At 67.6% G+C, this 19,641-nt stretch carries 19 protein-coding genes; 18 read left to right on the forward strand and 1 reads right to left on the reverse strand.

Going from position 1 to position 19,641, the window contains the following annotated elements:
• Positions 1–2 precede the first annotated feature (2 nt).
• Positions 3–2,435, forward strand: coding sequence for an HAD family hydrolase (locus tag ACKTSM_RS03335; protein ID WP_407875722.1), 2,433 nt, complete (start codon positions 3–5; stop codon positions 2,433–2,435).
• The gene (locus tag ACKTSM_RS03340; protein WP_407875723.1) at positions 2,432–3,247 is read left to right on the forward strand and encodes a class I SAM-dependent methyltransferase; all 816 of its coding nucleotides are present in this window, start codon (positions 2,432–2,434) and stop codon (positions 3,245–3,247) included. The genes ACKTSM_RS03335 and ACKTSM_RS03340 overlap by 4 nt, the downstream gene beginning before the upstream one ends.
• A 121-nt stretch (positions 3,248–3,368) precedes the next feature.
• On the opposite strand, the gene ACKTSM_RS03345 is transcribed toward ACKTSM_RS03340, so the two are convergent.
• Positions 3,369–4,187, reverse strand: a complete 819-nt coding sequence (locus ACKTSM_RS03345; RefSeq protein ID WP_407875724.1) for a flagellin — start codon at positions 4,185–4,187, stop codon at positions 3,369–3,371.
• 393 nt (positions 4,188–4,580) lie between these two features.
• Here ACKTSM_RS03345 and ACKTSM_RS03350 point away from each other — a divergent pair, with 393 nt between their 5' ends.
• The 16 genes from ACKTSM_RS03350 (at position 4,581) to ACKTSM_RS03425 (ending at position 19,624) form a co-directional block, all read left to right on the forward strand.
• Positions 4,581–6,005, forward strand: coding sequence for a sigma 54-interacting transcriptional regulator (locus tag ACKTSM_RS03350; RefSeq protein ID WP_407875725.1), 1,425 nt, complete (start codon positions 4,581–4,583; stop codon positions 6,003–6,005).
• Positions 6,002–6,391 carry a flagellar hook-basal body complex protein FliE gene (gene fliE, locus ACKTSM_RS03355; protein WP_407875726.1) on the forward strand — a complete coding sequence of 130 codons (390 nt, stop codon included), beginning with the start codon at positions 6,002–6,004 and terminating at the stop codon, positions 6,389–6,391. Before ACKTSM_RS03350 ends, fliE begins: the two co-directional genes overlap by 4 nt.
• A gap of 3 nt (positions 6,392–6,394) precedes the next feature.
• Positions 6,395–8,137: a flagellar basal-body MS-ring/collar protein FliF gene (gene fliF, locus ACKTSM_RS03360; RefSeq protein WP_407875727.1), complete on the forward strand. Its 1,743-nt coding sequence runs from the start codon at positions 6,395–6,397 to the stop codon at positions 8,135–8,137.
• On the forward strand, positions 8,134–9,198 hold the full coding sequence (locus tag ACKTSM_RS03365; RefSeq protein WP_407875728.1) for a flagellar motor switch protein FliG: 1,065 nt from the start codon (positions 8,134–8,136) through the stop codon (positions 9,196–9,198). The genes fliF and ACKTSM_RS03365 overlap by 4 nt, the downstream gene beginning before the upstream one ends.
• Positions 9,182–9,916, forward strand: coding sequence for a FliH/SctL family protein (locus ACKTSM_RS03370; RefSeq protein WP_407875729.1), 735 nt, complete (start codon positions 9,182–9,184; stop codon positions 9,914–9,916). Before ACKTSM_RS03365 ends, ACKTSM_RS03370 begins: the two co-directional genes overlap by 17 nt.
• A gap of 6 nt (positions 9,917–9,922) precedes the next feature.
• Entirely contained in the window at positions 9,923–11,260 is a 1,338-nt protein-coding gene (locus tag ACKTSM_RS03375; RefSeq protein ID WP_407875730.1) for a FliI/YscN family ATPase, read from the forward strand.
• Positions 11,257–11,691 (forward strand): hypothetical protein, encoded by a 435-nt coding sequence (locus ACKTSM_RS03380; RefSeq protein ID WP_407875731.1) that lies wholly within the window; start codon positions 11,257–11,259, stop codon positions 11,689–11,691. Before ACKTSM_RS03375 ends, ACKTSM_RS03380 begins: the two co-directional genes overlap by 4 nt.
• A gap of 1,685 nt (positions 11,692–13,376) precedes the next feature.
• A complete protein-coding gene (locus ACKTSM_RS03385; protein WP_407875732.1) occupies positions 13,377–14,333 on the forward strand; it encodes a hypothetical protein in 957 nt (318 codons plus the stop codon).
• 30 nt (positions 14,334–14,363) lie between these two features.
• Positions 14,364–14,945 (forward strand): flagellar basal body-associated protein FliL, encoded by a 582-nt coding sequence (fliL, locus tag ACKTSM_RS03390; RefSeq protein ID WP_407875733.1) that lies wholly within the window; start codon positions 14,364–14,366, stop codon positions 14,943–14,945.
• Positions 14,946–14,947: 2 nt separating this feature from the next.
• Positions 14,948–15,979 carry a FliM/FliN family flagellar motor switch protein gene (locus tag ACKTSM_RS03395; RefSeq protein ID WP_407876411.1) on the forward strand — a complete coding sequence of 344 codons (1,032 nt, stop codon included), beginning with the start codon at positions 14,948–14,950 and terminating at the stop codon, positions 15,977–15,979.
• Positions 15,976–16,302 (forward strand): FliM/FliN family flagellar motor switch protein, encoded by a 327-nt coding sequence (locus tag ACKTSM_RS03400; protein ID WP_407875734.1) that lies wholly within the window; start codon positions 15,976–15,978, stop codon positions 16,300–16,302. Before ACKTSM_RS03395 ends, ACKTSM_RS03400 begins: the two co-directional genes overlap by 4 nt.
• Positions 16,302–16,589, forward strand: a complete 288-nt coding sequence (locus tag ACKTSM_RS03405; protein ID WP_407875735.1) for a flagellar biogenesis protein — start codon at positions 16,302–16,304, stop codon at positions 16,587–16,589. Before ACKTSM_RS03400 ends, ACKTSM_RS03405 begins: the two co-directional genes overlap by 1 nt.
• Positions 16,589–17,392 (forward strand): flagellar type III secretion system pore protein FliP, encoded by an 804-nt coding sequence (fliP, locus tag ACKTSM_RS03410; RefSeq protein ID WP_407875736.1) that lies wholly within the window; start codon positions 16,589–16,591, stop codon positions 17,390–17,392. The genes ACKTSM_RS03405 and fliP overlap by 1 nt, the downstream gene beginning before the upstream one ends.
• Positions 17,393–17,406: 14 nt before the next feature.
• Positions 17,407–17,679 (forward strand): flagellar biosynthesis protein FliQ, encoded by a 273-nt coding sequence (gene fliQ, locus ACKTSM_RS03415; RefSeq protein ID WP_407875737.1) that lies wholly within the window; start codon positions 17,407–17,409, stop codon positions 17,677–17,679.
• Positions 17,680–17,707: 28 nt separating this feature from the next.
• A complete protein-coding gene (locus ACKTSM_RS03420) occupies positions 17,708–18,496 on the forward strand; it encodes a flagellar biosynthetic protein FliR (protein ID WP_407875738.1) in 789 nt (262 codons plus the stop codon).
• A gap of 3 nt (positions 18,497–18,499) precedes the next feature.
• Positions 18,500–19,624 carry a flagellar biosynthesis protein FlhB gene (locus ACKTSM_RS03425; protein ID WP_407875739.1) on the forward strand — a complete coding sequence of 375 codons (1,125 nt, stop codon included), beginning with the start codon at positions 18,500–18,502 and terminating at the stop codon, positions 19,622–19,624.
• Positions 19,625–19,641: the final 17 nt, after the last annotated feature.

Below are 19,641 nucleotides of genomic sequence, written 5' to 3' on the forward strand. Positions count from 1 at the left end.
CCATGACCGACACCATCAGCCCGCATCAATTGCCCGAAGCGCTCGACCGCGCGCCGGCCGGAGTGAAAGTGCTTTCGCTCGACTGTTTCGATACGCTCCTGTGGCGCGATTGCCACGCGCCCGCCGACGTGTTCGCCTCGCTCGATCAGCTCTCAAGCGGCCAGCGCATCGTGGCGGAACGCAATGCCCGCAAGGCGGCCGCGACGATGCACCGGCGCTGCGAAGTCAATCTCGGCGAAATCTATACCCAGGCCATGCCCAATGCCGGCGAGGCCGAGCGCCGCGCCGCGATCGCGGCGGAACTGGCGCAGGAGGCGCGCGCCTGTTTCGCCTTTGCCCCCACGGTCGCCTTGATGCGCGAGGCAAAGCGGCGCGGGCTCGAGATCGTGATCGTTTCCGACACCTATCTGTCCGCCGCCGAGCTTCGTGCGCTGATCGCCGGGGCCGCAGGGGACGAGGTCGCGGGGCTGATCGACCGGGTGTTCGCATCAAGCGATGCGGGGATTTCGAAATCGCAGGGTCTTCTGGCCAAGGTCGCCAAGGCGATGAAATGCGGAGCCGATGCGATCCTGCATATCGGCGACAACCGCAAGGCCGACCATGACAGCGCCCGCGCGCTCGGTATCGCCGCGCTTCATCTCGACCAGTTCGGCAAGGCTGCCTCCCAGCGTATGCGCTTCGAGCGCGCCTGCCAGCAGCTGGCGCGCGGTGCGGGCGGCGCAGGGGCAGGCGCGATGCCGCAACGCGCCGTTCTCGCCTGCGAGGAGCCGCAGATCGGCGATGCCACGCGTTCGCTCGGGCTCACGGCGCTGGGTCCTGTATTCTACGGCTTCGATCAATGGCTGCGCGCCGAGGCCGCAGCGATCGAGGCGGCGCGCGGAGGGCGCGTGCACTGGCTGTTCATGCTGCGCGACGGGCACCTGCCGCAGCTCGTCCACGAGGCTGGAGGCGCGGAACAGAGCACCGCGCGGGTGGAAATCAGCCGCTTCGTCGCGATCGCCGCATCGCTCACCAATGCGCACGCGGTGAAGGATCACCTCGCGCTCGAATTGGGGCTCAACCCGGCGACGCTCGCGCGCCAGATGCTTTTCGAGGAAGACGAGATCGAAAGCCTCCTCGGCAAGCCGGAAACCGACGAGGAAAGGATTGCGGCAAGCCATGCCTTGCACGCCGAACTGCGCAAGGGGCAGCGCCAGAAGGTCATCGCCCGCCGCGCGCGCGGGCGTGCCGAACGGCTGATCGCGCATGTCCGCAAGGCCGTCGACCCGCTGCCGGGCGACACGCTGATGCTGGTCGATCTGGGCTATAACGGCACCGCGCAGGACCGCGTCGACACGCTCTTGTCGCAGGCCTTCGATTGCCATGTCGCCGGGCGCTACCTGCTGCTGCGCGAAATGACCGCGAGCGGGTTCGACAAGAAGGGGCTGATCGATGCGCGCCACCATGACGGCGAATTGCTCGAAGCCCTGTGCGGCAATGTCGCGGTGATCGAACAGCTTGCCACCTGCGCGCTGGGATCGGTGACCGATTTCGACGAGTGCGGGGAACCCTTGCGCAAACCGGCTTCGGTCAAGGGATCGCAGAGCGCGGTGCGCGAAAGCGTGCAGAAAGGCGTGGTGCGTTTTGCCGAGGCCGCGCACGAGGGGGCGATCATCCGCGCCGAGCCGACAGGAGGGGCGACAGAAGACTGGCGCGAGGCGGCCTTGGGCGCACTGATGCGCTTCATGTTCCTGCCAGCCCCCGATGAGCTTGCCGTGCTCAAGAGCTTCGAACACGACGTGAACCTTGGAAGCGATCGCATGGTCGCGCTGTTCGACCCCGACCATGCGCGCGAGGCGATGCGGCGCCGCGGCCTGTTCTACATGAAAGGTTCCGATCGCATGTTCCTGCCCGCCGAACTTGCCGGGGAATCGATCGACACGCGGTTGTCGCTGCTGGTCCAGAAACGCTTCGGCCTCGCCTTGTCGCGCGCCGACGGGACCAACGAGCGGATCGCGCTGCCCGCGATCTTTCTCGATTCAGGCGACGGCATCCGCAGCCAGGTCCACGCCCAGCCCACTCATGAGGGCTATTACGCAGCCCGGCTTGCCGTGCCCCGCGGCACCAGCGCTGTCGCCCTTCAGGTCGGGTCGGTTTTCGAGTGGCTCGAGATCGCCGGCGTCACCGCCAGCTCCATCGATCCTTCTAGGGGCGATTTGGGCGATGCCGCGGTGCCGACAGCGCTTTCGCCGCGCATAGACGGGGCGCGCATCCATGCGGACAGCCTGGTCGAATGCACCGATCCGGCGGCTTTCGTGCTGGTCAATCCGCCAGCCCAGACCGATTCCGGGGCCATCCAGCTGATCGAATTCACCTTCCGTCCCCTGCGCCGCCGAACGCGGCACACCGCGCGCGGGCCTGCCATGACCCCCCAGCCGAAAGATGCCGCAGCATGAGCGAATTGTTGATCCACTCGATGTCCGAATTTGCCGGGCTGATCCTGCCCTGCCTGGACGAGGCCGGCGCGCGCGACATTGCCGAGATCGGCAGCGAATTCGGAGGCATGAGCAAGCTGCTCGCCGAGCGCGCGGGCCGCAATGAAGGGTCGCTGACCTGCATCGATCCCGAACCTGCCGAAGGTTTTGCCGACTGGGCCGCGCAATTGCCCCAGGTCCATCATGTCGCCCGGCCCAGCCTCGACGTGCTCGACGAGGTGCAGCCTGCCGACGCCTGGTTCGTCGATGGCGATCACAATTATTACACCGTCTATAACGAGCTCACCCGGATCGATGCCTTGCAGCAGGCAGCCGACCGCCCGCTGCTCGCCTTTCTCCACGACGTGTCCTGGCCCTGTGCCCGGCGCGATTTCTATTATGCGCCCGAACGCGTGCCGGGCGATTGGCGCCATCCCTTCAGCTACGATCACGGGGTCCGGCTGGGCGAGGACGGGGTCCTTCCGGGGCGCGGCCTTCGCGGCATGGGCCAGTTCGCGGTGGCGCTCGAAGCTGGCGGGCCGCGCAATGGCGTGCTCACCGCGGTCGAGGATTTCCTGAAAGAAGCCGATACCGATGCGCGCCCGCTCTATTACGTTCACGTGCCCGCGGTGCTGGGGCTGGGTATCGTCTTCGATGCGAGCGCACCATGGGCGACCGCGATCGCCGAATTCCTGCTTCCCTATCACGCCAACCAGCTGATCGCGCGGCTCGAGGAAAATCGCCTGCGCAATTATCTCGAAGTCATCGACTGGCAGGACCGCCAGGCATCGTGATTGCCTGATCGCCGCCGCCAGGCGTCTTCCTCCCCGGTTTGGCCTTCAAATAAAAGAAGCCCGGAGCCATATGGCCCCGGGCTTCCCTGCCACCCCGTTGGGGAGAGCGGCGCGCCGTGTCTTACCGCAGCAGCGACAGGACGTTCTGCTGCGACTGGTTGGCCTGCGAGAGCATCGCCGTCGAAGCCTGGCCGAGGATCTGCGCCTTGGCGAGCGCGGTCGTCTCGGCGGCAAAGTCGGCATCCTCGATTCGCGAGCGTGCATCGGCGAGATTGGTCGAGGTGGTGGTCAGGTTGTTGATTGCCGAATCGAGCCGGTTCTGCCCCGCACCCAGCGAAGAGCGCGTGGTGTTGACCGAGCTCAGCAGGTTATCGACATTGGTGATCGTGGTCGCAGCGGCGCTGGCGCTGTTCACGTCGAGACCGGCGGCGGTCAGGTTGGTGCCGTCGATAGCATTGCTGGTCAGGGTGACCGTGCGGCCGGCATCGATCGCGATATCGACGGTGACATCGGTCCCGCTGGTCGTGCTGAACAGCGTCACGCCGTTGAACTGGGTGTTGTCGAAGATGTCGTCGATCTGCGCACGCAGCTCGTCGACTTCCTGGTCCATGAAGCCGCGCGAGGCGCTGTCATAGGTGCCGGTGCTCGACTGGACCGCGAGTTCGCGGACGCGCTGGAGCATGTTGGTCACCTCGTCGAGCGCACCTTCGGCGGTCTGAGCGAGCGCGATGCCGTCATTGGCGTTGCGGATACCCTGGTTGAGCGCGCGAATTTCCGAGGTGAACCCGGTGGCGATCGAAAGCCCTGCGGCATCGTCGGCGGCGGAGTTGATGCGCTGGCCGGTCGAAAGGCGTTCCATCGCATCGCCGAGCATGTTGCTGGCATTGGTGCTGGCATTCGCGGCACGAAGCGCGGCGATATTGGTGTTGATTACGGACATTGTGAAACTCCCGTGTGGTCGTGTCGGTGGTCAGAACAGTCGCGACGGTGAGCCGCACCTGCTGAAGCTTAGAGCGACCATCACCGCCGATCTTTAAGGGGCCATGTCGCGCCGCCCACTTGCACACCGCCTTCGCGCGTCCTTTCAAAACCCGTCGCGGCCAGGCCGGCGTCGTGCAGCGAAAGACTTCCGCCTTCATCCCGGGGGCAGGCATGCGGATGCCGTGCGCCCTCGCACCGCAGAATCGGGATCGCGCCAAGCCCGGCGCTGCCTTGTGCGCGCGTGTCACGCAGTTTTCCTCAGGGCTCCTACGGGTGCTTAAATTTCCCATATCTTGTCCGCCCGGGCGGCAATTTCTTTCCGACACAAGCCATCAGTCGGAAAAACCCTATCGTGCACCACAGCCCCATCCCCCAGCCTTCCACCCCGCGCCCATCGGCAACAGCCGACGAAAAGGCTGGCAGGGGCAAGCCTGCCGCCTCCCGGCAAGCGCGTGCCGCGCATTCGCATACCGCGCATTCGCATACCGCGCATCCGCATGCCGCGCTGGTCGATCAAACCCTGCCGCTGCTTGCGCAAAGCTGGCAGCGCGGGCGCATCCTGATGGGCTATGACGGCGCTTTCGAAGCGCGCCAGGCGAGCGAGCGCAACGCGCTGGCAATCAATGTTGCCCATGCCGAGCGGCCCTCGCTGACCCGCAGCGGCGGGTCGCGGCTGACCATCGCCTACAACGCCAAGACGCTCGGCGCGGCACAATCGGCGCTAATCGCGAGCACCGGCGATGGCGGCTGGCCGGTGGCAGGAGACAATGAAAGCCTTGCCCTGCTGACGCTGGCCGAACGGATCGCGGCAAGCGAGATCCCGGTCCTCCTCGAAGGGCCGACCGGGACAGGCAAGGAAGTGCTGGCGCGGTTCGTCCACCGGATGAGCGCGCGCCGCGACGGCCCCTTTGTCGCGGTCAATTGTGCGGCCATGCCCGAAGCCATGCTCGAAGGACTGTTGTTCGGGCACCGCAAGGGCGCATTCACCGGCGCTGGCGAAGCACGCGAGGGGCTGTTCCGCGCCGCCGACAAGGGCACGCTGCTGCTCGACGAGATTGGCGAGTTGCCGATTGCGCTCCAGGCGAAATTGCTGCGCGCCCTGCAAGAGGGCGAAGTGCTTCCGCTTGGTGCGACCCGGCCTGTCGCGGTCGATGTCCGCGTCGTCGCGGCGACCAATCGCACGCTTTCGCACGAAGTCGCTGCCGGGCGTTTTCGCGAGGACCTGCTCTATCGATTGAATGTCTTTCCCATGGCCTTGCCCGCCCTGCGCGCGCGGCCTGGCGATATCGCCCCGTTGGCCTTCGCCATGCTGCTGCGCCACGGCTGCGACAAGGGCGCTCCGAGCTGGATTTCGCAGCCCGCACTCGATGCGCTCGAAGCGCATCCATGGCCGGGCAATGTCCGCGAGCTTGAAAACGTCATCCGCCGCGCGATCCTGCTCGCCAGCGGCGAGGCCTGCCTGTCGAGCGAGCATATCGTGTTCGATTCCAGCGTGAGCCGCATCGGCGATGACCGGGTGGCTGGTGCCGACACCGCACAAGGCCAAGCCACGCGTTCACCGCAACCCGATCGGCCAGCACGCCAGGGGGCCGGTCCGCGCTCGCTTTCCGATGTCGCTTTCCAGTCCGAGGCCGAAGCGATCCTTGCAACGCTTGACCGCCATGGCGGTCACCGCGCCCGGACCGCGCGCAGCCTTGGCATTTCCGAGCGCACCCTGCGCTACCGGCTCGCCTCGATGCGCGAATCCGGCCTGCTCGCCGAAGGATCCGGGTCGTGAGCGCGGTCGGACCGACCGGCGGCATGTCCGGCGGGATCGGCGAGATCATGGCGCTGCGATCGGAAGTCCTGTCGCGCAGCCAGGCCTTGCGCGACGTGCGCGAGGCCAGCGGCAGTGCGCCGTCGGTCACCGCCACCCCGACAGCGCCATCGGCGCCGCAGCAGGCTGGCGGATTTGCCGAGGCGCTGACCGGCGCGCTCGAAAATGTCAGCGCGGTCCAGAACCGATCGAGCGAGATGCAGGCTGCCTATGAACGCGGCGAGGTCACCGATATCGCCAAGGTGATGATCGCGCGCCAGGAAGCCGGGGTCGCCTTCGAGGCAACCTTGCAGGTGCGCAACAAGCTGCTGTCGGCCTATCAAGACATCATGCGGATGGGGAGCTGATAGATGGCAGAACCCCAGGTCCCCGTGGCGGTTGATACCGCCGCGACCACGCTTCTCACTGTGAACGAAGACTGGCGCACGCGGCTGCGCAAATTTGCAGCGGAGCCTGCCATGCGCCGCGCCTTGCCCGGGCTCGTCGCGCTCGGCGTGGTCAGCGTGCTCGCCGCACTCTATCTCGCGATCGCCGACGGGCCGCAGCGCACGCTCTATTCGGGGCTTACGGATGGCGAGCGGGCCAAGGTGGTCGAAACGCTCGAACGCTCCGGGATCGGCTATACAATCGACAATGCCACCGGCGCGCTGACGGTGTCGGAAGGCGATGTCTATCGCGCGCGCATGATGGTCGCCAGCGATGCCGGGCTTGCCGCTCCGCAGGGGGCGAGCGAGATGCTCGATGCCATCCCCCTGGGTTCGAGCCGTACGCTCGAAGGCGAACGCCTGCGGCTCGCGCGCGAACGCGAATTGATGCTGACAATCCGCGAAATCGACGGGATCGAGAGCGTGCGCGTCCACCTCGCAACGCCTGAACGCTCGGTCTTCGTGCGCTCGAGCAGCCCGCCCAGCGCGAGCGTGATGGTGCGGCTGGTCAGCGGACGCTCGCTCAGCCAGCGCCAGGTCGAGGCGATCGTCAATCTCGTTTCCGGATCGGTCCCGGGAATGACTGCCGACACGGTGCGTGTGGTTGACCAGAACGGGCGGTTGCTGACTTCCGAACGCGACGGGACGCTCGATCGCCTCGTGCTTCAGCGCGAGTTCGAATCCAAGCTGCGCGGGCAAGTCACCGCTCTGCTGATCCCGCTTCTGGGCGAAGGCAATTTCTCCAGCCAGGTGCAGGTCGAACTCGACCAGTCGGAAATAACCTCGGCGCGCGAAAGCTATGACAGCGAGGGCGCGGTCCGCTCCGAAAGCGAACGGCTTTCCACCCGGCTTGCCGCGCGCGGCACGGGCGGGGTGCCCGGGGTCGCGGCCAACACGCCGCCTCCCGATGCCGAGCTGGTCGATGGCCCGCCCGGCGCGCAAGCCGGCGACGGCGCGCAAGACGCCGGGGATGCTGCCCAGCCACAGGCGAGCGACCGCGAAAGCATGAGCCAGCGCCAATACGAACTCGGCCGCGAGGTCGCGGTCACCAGCACGCGGCCTGGCGGCCTGGTCAAGCTCTCGGTCGCGGTCGCGGTCAGCGACGCCGCGCTCGAAGCCGCCGCCCCGCTCACTTCCGAGCAATTGCGCAGTCTCGTGCTCGCCGCGGTCGGTGCAAGCGAGGCGCGCGGCGACCAGGTCGAAGTCGTGGTCAGCGCGTTCGATGCGACCGACGCCGCACCAATCGCCTTTTACGAGGCCAAGTGGTTTTCCGATGTCCTGCGTTACGGCGCGGCGCTGATCGCGGTGGTGCTGGTGCTGCTGCTAGCAGTGCGGCCGCTGATCGCACGGATGCGGTCACCGGCCGATGCCGGAACGAAAAAGGCGAAGAAAGCGAGAAAGGGCAAGGATAGCGACGAGGAAATCGCGGCGGACAGCGACAGCAACAGCGAGGAGGCCGCGGTGATGATCGAAAACGGCGAGGCGCAGCCCGCGATCGCCTTGGCTGGCGCCGGGTCCGGATCGGCTCTCCCCGGTTCCGGCGACAATGACAGCGCGATCCCGCAAAAGGTCGAACTCGCACGCCGCTTCGCCGCCGCCCAGCCCGACCGCGCGGTCGAAGCTCTCAAGCGGATGCTCGAAATGCCCGAGGGAGCGACTGGTCGATGAACGAGGAAATTCAGCCCGACAGCGCCGCCGCGGGCGAAACCGACGCGCCGGTTCCCGCGACTCCGGTCACGCATCTCAACAGGGTCGATCGCGCCGCGGTCTTCCTGATGATGCTGAGCGACGAGGAGGCCGCCGGCCTGCTCTCGCGGCTCGGCCCCGACGAATTGGAGCGCATCGGCGGCGCAATGTGCCAGCTGGGCGAGATCGATGCGCCCGCAATCGCCGAGGCAATCGAGGATTTCGTCGAGGAAAGCACACGCGAGGTGCTCGCGGCGAGCGACCGCGGGGCGCAAGTGCGCGCGCTGCTCGAACGTTCGCTGGGTCCGACCAAGGCCGAGAGCATGATGATGCGGATCGAGCCCGATGCCGGGCCGCGCTCGATCGAGATGGCGCGCTGGCTTGCGCCGGCCGTGCTGCTCCGGTTGGTCGATGACGAACACCCGCAGGTGATCGCCGCGCTGCTGTTGATGCTCGATCCGGAACCCGCTGCCGAAGTGCTCTCGGCGCTGCCCGAAGCGGTCCAGCCGCTGGTGGTCGAACGCATTGCGCGCATCGGCCCGGTCTCGCAGCAGGCAGTGGAAATGATCGATCGCCTGCTCTCGCAGCGGATCGGAGCGAGCTTCGGCGCCAATGCGCTGACGCTCGGCGGCCCGCGCGAGGCGGCCAATCTCATCAATCTTGCCGCGGGCGACCTGCGCGCCAGCGTGCTTCCCGCGATCGCCCAGCGCGACGGTCCGCTGGCCGAGAGCATCGAGGAAGAATTGTTCACCTTCGAAATGCTTCTCGAACTCGATGCGATGGCGATGGGGCGGCTGCTGCGCGATGTCGACAACGAGGCGCTGGTCGATGCGCTCAAGGGCCTGCCCGAAGGCAAGCGCCAGCCGTTCTTCGCGGCGATGTCGAGCCGTGCGGCCGATGGGATCAGGGACGAGATCGAGATCCGCGGCCGCTTGGCGCGTGCCGAGGTCAATGCCGCCCAGCGCAAGGTCGTCGAAGTCGCGCGCTCGCTCGCCGACCAGGGCGAGATCGTGATCGGGGGCGACGATGGCGAATTCGTCTGATCGGCGCAGCTCGGGCGCGGACTGGGTCGCGGCGCTGCAAGGCGGCGCGAGCGGCGAGGGAGAGGACGGCAAAGGCGATGCGCCCGGCTGGGTCGCGCAGATGCAGGCCGCCTCCAGCTTCGTCGAGGGCTTTCCAGCGCGCACGAGCGAAGTGCCTGTCGCCAGCATGGGACCGTCCGGCGAAGATCGTGCACTCGAAGCGAGCGCGGAAACCGACACACTGCCTGCTGGCCCCGCAGATTCGGCCACAGACGACAGGGAAGTGGACCCGCTGATAGCGGCATTCGAGCGTGGCAGGGCCGAAGGCCAGGCGCTTGCCGAGGCCGAACTGCGCGACGCGCTCGAACGCCAGCGGCGGCTGCGGCTCAATTTCAACACGCTCGACCAGGCAGCGATGGACAGCCTTGCAGCGGAGCTTGCCGCGACCGTTACCGCGCTGTGCGGCGAAGTCATCACCGATTACAAACCCGAACCCGCCGCGCTTGAGAAACGCTGCAAGGCCGCTGCCGCGCGGCTCGGCGAGGGCGCGGCAAAGTGCGCACTGCATCTCCACCCGGCCGATCTTGACCAGCTCGACAGCGCGCTCACCGAAAGCTGGCGGGTCGTGCCCGACGAGACCATCGAGCGCGGCGCGCTGCGGTTCGAAGGCGCTGACGGGGCGGTCAGCGACGGTCCGGCCGAATGGCGCCGCGCTATCGCCGCTGCGATAGCCGGGTAGGCGCGCGTGCTGGCCGAATTGCAGCTCGAGCTGGCGCGCTTTCGCGCCGCCCCGGTCGCCAGCGGCCCGGTTTCGACCGGCCGGGTGGTGTCCTGCGACGGCGGGCTGATAGAGGTCGCGGGGCTCGCTTTGCCGATCGGCTCGCTCGGAGCCATCGCGAGCGGCGAGGGCGACGAGGCGCTCGCCGAGGTGATCGGGTTTCGCGCCGGCCACTCGCTGATGATGCTCCTGGGAGACACCCAGTTGCTGCGGCCCAATGCGCAGGTGCGCGCGCTGGGATCGCCCGGCACGGTGCGGGTCGGTCAAGCGCTTCTAGGCCGCGCGGTCGATGCGCTCGGCCGGGCGATTGATGGCGGGCCGGCTCCCGATTGCCAGGATGACTGGCCGCTTGGCGGCAGGCGCGAGGCGGCGCTCGAACGCGCGGGCGTGCGCGAACCCTTTGATTGCGGCGTGCGCGCCATCAATGCGTTGGCGACCATGGGGGTCGGCCAGCGGGTCGGTGTGATCGCCGGTTCGGGAGTCGGCAAATCGGTTCTGCTCGACATGATCGCCGGCCATGCCGAAGCCGACATCACGGTTGTCGCGCTGGTCGGCGAGCGGGCGCGCGAAGTGTCCGATTTCGTCGCTCGCCACATGGTCGGCGCGCGGCGCGGGCGGATGGTGGTGGTCGCTGTTCCTGCCGATCACGCGCCCAATCTTAGGCTGCGCGCGGCGCAACATGCGACCGCGATCGCCGAACATTTCCGCAGCAAGGGCAAGCGCGTCCTGCTGGTCCTCGACAGCCTGACCCGGGTAGCCCATGCCGCGCGCGAACTGGCGCTGGTGCTGGGCGAGCCGGGCGCAGCCCGCGGCTATCCCCCATCGGCGCTGGCGGCTATCACCCGGCTGGTCGAGCGTGCGGGCAATTCGGCGCAGAGCGGCGGGGCGATCACCGGGCTCTACACCGTGCTTGCCGATGGCGATGACACCAATGATCCGGTGGTCGATACCGCGCGCGCGATCCTTGACGGGCACCTCGTGCTGTCGCGCGAGCTCGCCCAGCGCGGCCATTATCCCGCGATCGACATTCCCGCCTCGCTCAGCCGTGTGATGGACGATATCGTGCCGGCCGAAACAGCCGAAGCGGCGCGGAGCCTGCGCGCGCTGATCGCCTCGCGAGAGGACAATCGCGACCTCGTGATGATGGGGGCCTATCGCGCCGGATCGGATCCGGTGCTCGACCGCGCGCTCGAACAATCGAGCGCGATCGATGCGTTCCTGCGCCAACCGCGCAGCGCTCTCGCGGCGCTCGATGCCAGCCTCGCGGCGATGCGGGCGCTGGCCGAAGCGGGCCCGGCGCAATGACCGCGCGCGGGCGCCGGCGCGAGAGCCTCGTCGGGCGCCAGCTCGTGCTCGCACGGATCGCCCGCCGGGAGGCCATGGCCGCGCTCGCCGATGCGATCGTCAAGGAAGAAAACAGCGCCAGCCTCGCCGAACGCAGCGCGGAGATGATCCGCGCCTATTCGCGCCGCCGCGAAGCGCAAGATGGCGAAGACCTGCGCAGCCAGTCCCGCTTTCTCGGCTCGCTCGGCGCGATTGCCGAGGACGCTGAGGCCGCACGACGCGACGCGATCGACCAGACCCGCTGGCATGTCGATACGCTGGCAGCCGCACAGACCCGTGCGGATCGGTTGGAGAAGCGCGACAGCCAGGCGCGCAAGGCCCGCCGGGCCGAGGCCGAACGCAAGATTGCGGAATCGGCTCCGGCGGTCCCGCCGCGCAAGGCCCGCCGATAGCGCCTGCCGCGAGGCGATGCGATGCGGTGCGCAGGGCGGCTTGGCACGCAAGTTGCAGCGCGGGGTTCAGACCCCATGCCCCCTCCGGCGCCCCGCCTCGGCCGGACCAGACGAAAGGACCGCCTCACGTGATCAACCTGCTCCTAGACCTGCCCGCATTCCAGTCCGAGCCCAGTTCGGCCATCGCTCCCGGTGCGCAAGCAAGCGGTGGCGGGTTTCCGGCAATTCTCGAAGGGCAGCGGGGCGATAGGGGCCTTGCCTCAGGGTCTGGCGGGTTCATAGCAGGAGCGTCGGAGGTCATTGACCCTGCCTCCGAGGCGCCGACGGCAGAGGCGCGGGACATCACTCTGCCGGGGCCCACGTTCTCCGGCTCGTCGGTTTCGCGACTGGCCTTGGCCGCACGAGAAGCGCATCCCGCCCTTGACACGGTGACCGACACCCTTCCCGGCACCGGACTGCCGCCAACCGGCACCGCCTTGCCGCCGCAGGTCGAACCTCGTGGCATTGTTGCGCAAGGTGGCATAGGTCGCGAGGGTGAAAACGTCCCCGATAGCAGCGATGCGACGCGGGGCGCGGCAACGGCCGCAGCGACCGTCATCCCCTCCGGAAGGCTTGACGAAGCCCTGCAGCCCGCGCGCGCTGTGCCACGATCAGCTGACCGCCTTGCGCGCGGCGACACCCGCATCGAACCCGAAGCGCGCGCCGCACCCACGCAGGCTGTGACACCGCGCGCAGCCGGTCTCGACCCGCAACCGCGCCTGGGCGCAAGCGAGGAAAGAGCGGCACGTATTCCGGTCCCCGCTGAAGGTAGAGAGCCGCGCCGGTTGGCGGCGGCGGTTCGGTCGGCCGGCGAGGCTTCGGCCCCGATGCGGCAACCGCTCGCTGGGCCGCGCAGGCCGGGCGTCGGTGAAATACCCCCGAATGCAGCTTCCCTGACGCGCACCGACGCTTCCGAGCGCGGGGCCATTGATGGTTCGGCACGAGGCGAAAGGCCTCCCGCGAGGTCGGGCACACTGCCCGGTCGGGGCGAGACGCATGTCGAACCACGGGACCGGCGCGGCGCGGTTCCGAACGCGGCACAGGGTGCCGCACGCAGTGCCGAGCCGACCGGCCGCGCCGAGGCCCGCGCGGAGGCAAGTTTCGCAATGCAGGCCTCTGCCGCCCCTTCGCGGGTGCGAGAGGTGCGGGCGCTCGCAGATAACGGGATTGACGCGCGCAGCCATCACGATGACCAAAGCCCGAGCGATAGGCGGGCGGAGGCGCGACGGCATACCGCTGCTGCGCCCGCGACTGCGACCGCACCCGCTTCCGCACTCAAGTCGGCTGACGGCGACATCTCGCAGCGTGCCACGATAGAACGCGGCGCTCTGCGACCCGAATTCTCTGACGGCCGCATCGCCGCGCAATCCGGCGATTTTGGCAAGGGTTCTCCGGTCAAAGTGCCCACCACTGCTTCAGAGGTCTCGCCCGAATTTCGCCAGCCCTCGGCCAAGGCGCTCGCAGCGGATCATGCGGCTTCTGGTCACCGCACCCAAGCGCCCGTGTCGGAACGCGCAATGCCTGAGGGCGCGTCGGCCACCGCACGCGAATCACGCATTGAAGGCCCTGCGGCGACTCCAACCGAATTTTCAGCAGCGGGCTCGGCGGTAAACCGGGCCGGGCTGTCCAGCGCTACGACAGCGGCAATGGCGGCTCCCGCAGCGCCGTCCGCTCCGCAGGTGACGACCGCAAGGCAAGACGGGGGCGAAACTCCCACACCCGACCGCCTGACGCTTGATCGCAACCTTGCCGGGACTCAGCGCCTTGATCGCGGCGCGATCGCGCCGGACCCCCGCGGACCCGGCCCTCTGCATGAGCGCGCAGAGCGGCGCGGCGAGACCGAATTCGGTCCGATCCGGCCCGAGCAGGCTGCCACAGGGCCGGCGAAGAATGCCAGCGAGACAGCCAGCGCTGCGCCTGCCCGGCTTGCAGGGGACCTGCACACCGCATCCGCGCCGCAGGCGACCAATGCGCCTTCTTCGCAAGCACATGCTTCCGCCGCACCGCCGCCCGCAGCGCCAGCTATCGCGGCGAGCGCGCCCGGCATCGCGACGACCGGTGCCGCCCAGCCCAGCATCGGCGAGACGTCTGGCGATCTGCGGGGATCCACGCCGCTGGGCGAGGCCATCGACCGGCTAGTCGAGGCCCGCGAGGCTGGCCGTGCGGGGCGTTCGGAGCTCACATTGCGGCATCGCGAATTCGGAGCGATCAATCTGAGAATGGACAATGCGGGCAATGACTTGCGCGCCGTTATCACCAATCGCGATCCCGCTTTCGTTCCCGCGGTTCACGCAGCGCTCGAAAACCGCGCAGTCGTCGCCGCGAGCGAGCCGGGTTCTGCTGGCACACAGCGCGGCAGTGACGGGGCAGGCAGCCAGAGTTCGACCCAGCAGCAATCGACAGGCTCGGGCAATTTCGCAGGCCAGGGCGGCGGGGCGATGTCCGAAGGCCGCTACGGGTCTTCCCCGGGGTCGGGGCAAGCTTCGTCGCAACCATACCGGGAGCAAGACGGATCGCGAGACGAGGAACAGAGCGCCAGCGGTGGCCATGACCGGGACGATACCGGCGGGCGCACACCGCGAGGCGGCGGAGTCTTTGCCTGAAAGACGCGCGATTGAAGGAGGCACCACGCCATGGCCAAAGCGGCTGACGACAAGGATGCGGAGACAAAGCCACTGGGCGGCTTCATGAAGATGCTGATCTTCGCCGTGGTCCTGCTCGGGACCGGAGCAGGAGGCGCCTATGGCGCCTATGCCGCCGGGTTGTTCGGGGGCGAAAGCGATAGCGGGCCTGACCTGCCTGAACTGGTGCGCAAGGGCGATGCCGAACCCTATCCGCTGCCCGAAAGCTCGGCCAGCGAAGACGGAGCGGTCGTCTATGGCGAGGGCGGCAGCGAATACCGCACCGCCTATTACGGCTTCGGCGAGAGCTTCACCGCCAATCTCGCCGATTCGCCGGGATTGATCCAGGTCGATCTGGCGGTCTCGACCCAGCATGACGGGCGCGTTCTCAACTGGGTGCAGAGCCACGAGCTTGCAATCCGTTCGGCGATCCTGGTCCAGCTGGCCGCGACCTCGGAAAGCGATGTCTATTCGGTCGAAGGCAAGCAGCAGCTCACCGAGAGGCTGACCGCGGCAGTCAACGAAGTGCTCGAGCAGCAGGAAGGCTTTGGCGGGATCGACGCGGTGCATTTCAAGGGGTTCCTGGTCCAGTGAACATGTCACCCGGCCTCACCGGCGAATTCGCCGATGCACGCCCGCTCGCGGCCCATTGCGCAGAGCTCCTGCGGTCGGGGCCGCGGCCCGAGGAACGCGGCGAGGCGATCGCCTCGTGGTGCCGCGATCTCGGCAGCGAGCTGGCACAGGAATTCGCCCAGGTCTTCACCGGCGGCAAGCTCAAGGTGAGCGTCGCGGTCCCGGAAACCGTCAAGGGCGCCGCGGTGTTCGAAAAGATCGGTCCGGTGGCCTGCAATGCCCTGCTGCGCTGCGGCGCAAGCGACCAGACCATGCTGTTCTCGCTCGATCCCGCGACCGCGATCGCGCTCACCGATGCATCGTTCGGAGGCAGCGGGGCGATGCCCGATTCGCCGCCCGAACAGATGCCGCGATCGGCGGCCATGCTGGTCGAGCAATGCGCCGGTATGATCGCGCAGGTCATCGCCCAGTCGAACCCGGTGACGGCCAATACCGCGCCCGGCGATGCGCGCGGCGATGTCCTCTTGCGCAGCGAGAGCGCCGCGCGGCTCAAACCGTTCGCGCCCGATGCCGAGGTCGCTCTCTTCCCGGTCGAGATCGCGATGGGCGAGGCCTCGTGGCAGGTCCTTCTCGCGGTCGCCGACAAGAAGCTCGACACTTTCCTGCCCGGCATGGCCGCGCCGACGCGCGCATCGGCCCGCCCGGCGCGCACCGGCGCGCATTCGGCTTTCGCCGTCCTGCCGCTCGCGCTCGAAGCGGTGCTGGGCGAACACGAAATCTCGCTCGACCGGCTCGAAAAGCTGGCTCCGGGCGACGAGATCCCGCTCGCAATGCCACGCGAATTGCCGCTGCGCCTGGGCGAGCTCGTGCTCGGCCACGGGACCATCGGCACTCTTGAGAACCGCATGGCGCTTCGTCTCACGCGGGTTCCGCTCGCAGGCGAGAACCGCGGCGCCGATCACGCGGGCGCAAACCAGGCGCCGCCCGATACGCGACAGCAGCAGCAAGCCTCCACCGCTCCCACCGCGCCGCGCAATGACGAGATCCACCCATGAACGCCTTCAATCCCGCCTTGCACCGCTTCGGCCAGGTGACCGTGCGCATTTCGGTCGAACTGGGGCGCACGCAATTGCCGCTCAAGCAGGTGCTTGCGCTCGAAGAGGGCAGCGTGGTCACGCTCGACCGGCTGACCGACGAGCTGCTCGACGTCACTGCCAATGGCAAGGTCATCGCCCATGGCGAGGTGATCGCGCAGGACGGGCGTTTCGCGCTGCGGATCGTGAGCCTTGCGGGCGATGACCTGGCACCGGGATCAAGCGGGTCCGATGCGCCCGCTGGCAAACCCGCTGACAGCGCCGAAGGGGCAGGCGCGCCGTGATGACCGAATATGTCCTGCGCCTCGCGCTGCTTCTGCCGTTGCTCGCGGTGATGATCTGGGCGAGCCTCAAGCTGACGCGCCTTCTCCAGTCGCGGCTTGCCGGCCATGGCGGCGCGCATGGCAGGGCGGTCGAACTGGTCGAGACCAGCCTCGTCGCTCCCGGGCTCAAGCTTGCAGTCGTTCGCTTTCACGGGCGCGAGATCCTGATCGGCTGTTCGCGCGCCGGGCTGGTGCGTCTTGGCGAGGCCGAGGCGCGGCCCGATCTTGCCGAGACGGAACTGGTCTGATGCAGACCGTTCGATATCCTGCCGGCGCATTCGCAGGGCTTGCAGCGTTAACCATGTTTGCCCTGCCCGACGCGGCGATGGCGGCCAACGCCGTTGCCGATGCGCCGGGCATCGCCCCCGGCGTCGGCAGCGCGATCGAACGCGCTTTCGGCGAAAGCGGCGCGGGCGAGGACTCGACGCTGAGCTTCTCGATCCAGCTGTTGCTGGTGATGAGCCTGCTCACGATCCTGCCCGCGATCGTGCTGATGATGACCAGCTTCCTGCGCATTCTCGTGGTGCTTTCGATACTGCGCCAGGCGCTGGGGCTGCAAGGATCGCCTCCGACCCAGGTGCTGGTCGGGCTGTCGCTGTTCCTGTCGCTGTTCGTCATGGCACCGACAATCGATGCGGTGAACTCCCTCGCGATCGAGCCCTATTCGGCGGGCGCGATGTCCGCAGACGATGCGATCGCGGCGGCGGGCGAGGCTTTCCATGCCTTCATGATCGCCCAGACGCGCGAGGCCAACCTCGTGATGTTCGCCGATATTGCAGGGACCGGCGCCTTTGCCAGTCCCGATGACATTCCCTTCTCGATCCTGCTGCCCGCCTTCGTGACCAGCGAACTGGAGACCGCCTTCCAGATCGGTTTCATGCTGTTCCTGCCTTTCCTGGTGATCGACCTGGTGGTGGCGAGCGTTTTGATGAGCCTCGGCATGATGATGCTTTCGCCAACGATCATCTCGCTGCCGTTCAAGCTGCTGCTGTTCGTGCTGGTCGATGGCTGGGGGCTGCTGATGGGCAGCCTGGCGATGAGTTTCGCCTGAGCGGGGCGCGCGCGATGGACCAGGAAACCCAGCTTCTCGCTCTGGCCGATCAGACGCTCTGGGTCACCGCGCTCATTGTCGGGCCGGTGCTGCTGAGCGCGCTTGCCGTGGGCTTGTTGGTCGGGATCATCCAGGCCGCCACATCGGTCAACGAACAGACGCTGACCTTCGTCCCCAAGCTGCTGGTGATCGCGCTGGTCTTCGTGTTCCTGGGCGGAACGATGATCGCGCTGCTTTCCGATTTCCTGCGCGAGATATTCGCCCAGATCGCCGGCATCGCAGCCTGACCGTGCCCGGTCGGACGAGAGGCGCGCGATGACCATCGCCGATTTCGGTTTCGGCCCGCTCGAGGCGCAGTTGTGGCAGGTCCTGTTCCTGTCGATCCGCTGCGGCGCGGCGTTGCTGGCTGCGCCGATGATCGGCGGAAATGCGATCCCGCCGCAATTGCGTGCGCTACTCGCGCTGGTCTTCGCGATGTTCGTCGTCCATTGGGCGCCGCCTGTCTCGATCCCCGCCATGCTGAGCTTTGCCGCCGTGCTCGCGATAATCCAGGAAATGGTGATCGGCGCGGCGCTGGGCTTCGTGCTCCAGGTCGCCTTCGCGGTCCCCCTGATCGCGGCCGAGCAGATCGCGGGCACGATGGGCCTTGCGATCGCGACCTCGATCGACCCTGCCAGCGGCGCGCAATCGGGCGCGCTGGGAAGCTATTTCGGGCTGGTGCTCACGCTGTTGTTCTACGCCATCGGCGCGCATCTGCTCTGGTTCGAATTGCTGATCGAAAGCTACCGCGTGCTGCCCGCTGGAAGTTTCGCCGTGGGCCATGGCGAGGCGCGCGCGATCGTCGAATTCGCCGGGTTCTGCTTCGTCACCGCCGCGGCCATCGCGTTTCCGGTGGTGCTGGTCTTGCTGACCGTCCAGGTGGTCACCGGCACGATCTCGCGTTCGGCGCCCGCCCTCAACCTGTTCGCGCTGGGCCTTCCGGCGGGCGTTCTCGCCGGGATCTCGGCGCTGATCATCGTCATGCCGATCGTGATCGGCCAGTTCACCGACCTGCTTTCCGCCACGATCGATCAGGTCGCGTTTCTCGCCGGACACGGGCGCTAGGCGATGAGCGAGAGTTCGGGCGAAAAGCGGTTCGATCCCACGCCGAAGAAGAAGCGCGACGCCGCGCTCAAGGGCGACACGCTGCGCTCGAAAGAGGTGTCGACCGCGGCGGCGATGAGCGTGGGAGCCTTGATGCTCGCAGGCATCGGCCCCTGGTTGCTCGACAGTCTGACCGGAGTGGCGCGGGCGAGCTTTTCCTTCGACATCCGCACATTCGAGCCGACCGCTCATTTCGCCCGCGCGGCAGAGGCGGTCCTGCCGCCGGTCCTGGCGATCGGGCTGGCGGTGATCGCGGTCACGGTGACTTCGCAATTGCTGCTGGGCGAGGGGCGCTTCGTTCCGCAAAACCTCAAGCCCAAGGCCTCGCGGATCAATCCGCTTTCCGGCCTCAAGCGCATTTTCGGACTGCAGGGCCTGATCGAGCTGGGAAAATCGATCTTGAAGCTCGCTTTGCTCGGCAGCATCGCCGCCTATTGGATTGCGCTCAATCTCGAAAACCTGCTGGGCCTCGGACGCGGCACCTTCAGGGGCAATCTCGCCTTTGCCTGGGACGCGGCGAGCGGGCTTGTCGGAATGCTGGTGCTGGGCCTGCTGGTCATCGCGCTGATCGACTATCCGCTCCAGCGGTTTCAGCGCAACAAGCGGCTCAAGATGAGCCACCAGGACCTGCGCGATGAAAACAAGCAGACAGAGGGCTCGCCCGAGGTCAAGATGGCGCAGCGCCAGCGCCAGCGCGACATGGCGCGCGGAAGCGTGGCAAGCGCGATGAAGGACGCGCAGTTTCTCGTCGTCAATCCCATGCATTTCGCCATTGCGCTGACCTATGACCCCGCGCTTGCGCCCGCCCCGGTGGTGCTCGCCAAGGGGCGCGGCGAAACCGCGATGGCGATGCGCGAACTGGCGAGCGAGGCTGGCCTTCCGGTGCTGCATTACCCGCAATTGGCGCGGGCACTCTATTTCACCACCCGCGCCAACCAGATGGTGCGCGAGGAGCTCTATGTCGCGATCGCATCGCTGGTGGCATTCGTGCTCTCGATCAAGCGCGGCGAGACCCCGCCGAGGCCCGCGGTCGAGGTGCCGCGCGCCATGCGTTTCGACGCCGAGGGCAAACCCGAAAAGACCGCTTAAACCCGTGCGCAAACCGC

Source organism: Qipengyuania nanhaisediminis (assembly GCF_045862805.1).
GTDB lineage: Bacteria > Pseudomonadota > Alphaproteobacteria > Sphingomonadales > Sphingomonadaceae > Erythrobacter > Erythrobacter nanhaisediminis_A.